Here is a 527-nt window from a genome sequence, read left to right as displayed (position 1 = left end):
CTTGGTAGCCCTATTCCAACTTGGCAGCAGGTGGAAGCTTCCGAGCAAATGTCCTCCTGCCGGTTCCAGCGAGTCCCAGGCATCATCGTAGCTGCTGAGGCTGAGGCCGGGTAGAAGGCGTGCGACTCTAGAGCCGTTTCCGCTCGAACCCAAGCTGCAGCGGCTCTACACCACACCCACCGGGTCAGTGCCCGGCAGGACGCCTCGTCCGATGCGCCACCGCTCCGGCGACAGGAACACCCGTTCCCGCCGCGCCGCCTCGAAGTCCAGCAAAGGCCGCTCGTCGTTGATGTAACGGCCGACCTGGGCCTGGAACGCCTCGGCGCCGCGCCACAGTCCGACGTTGAAGAAGGAGCTCCAGCCGGGGTCGAGCACCTGGAGGTTGATCCAGGGGAACATGTCCCGGTCCTCGACCGAGCTGAGGAACTCCCCCACCAGCTCGGAGCGGTCCTTGATGGCGGCCCTGGAGCCCCAGTATTGCAGGAAATCCGCTTCCTGGCCCGGCTTGATCTTCCAGTGCACCACGA

The 527-nt window shown here is 65.1% G+C and carries 1 protein-coding gene; it reads right to left on the bottom strand.

Features of this window, described 5'->3' with window-relative positions; translation table 11 throughout:
- Positions 1 to 165: 165 nt before the first annotated feature.
- Positions 166 to 527: hypothetical protein (locus ACU8YE_RS24250; protein WP_446929919.1), on the bottom strand; the 362-nt coding region annotated here is incomplete at its 5' end.

Source organism: Ralstonia sp. VS2407 (assembly GCF_052950655.1).
This window is presented reverse-complemented; position numbering and strand designations above follow the sequence as displayed.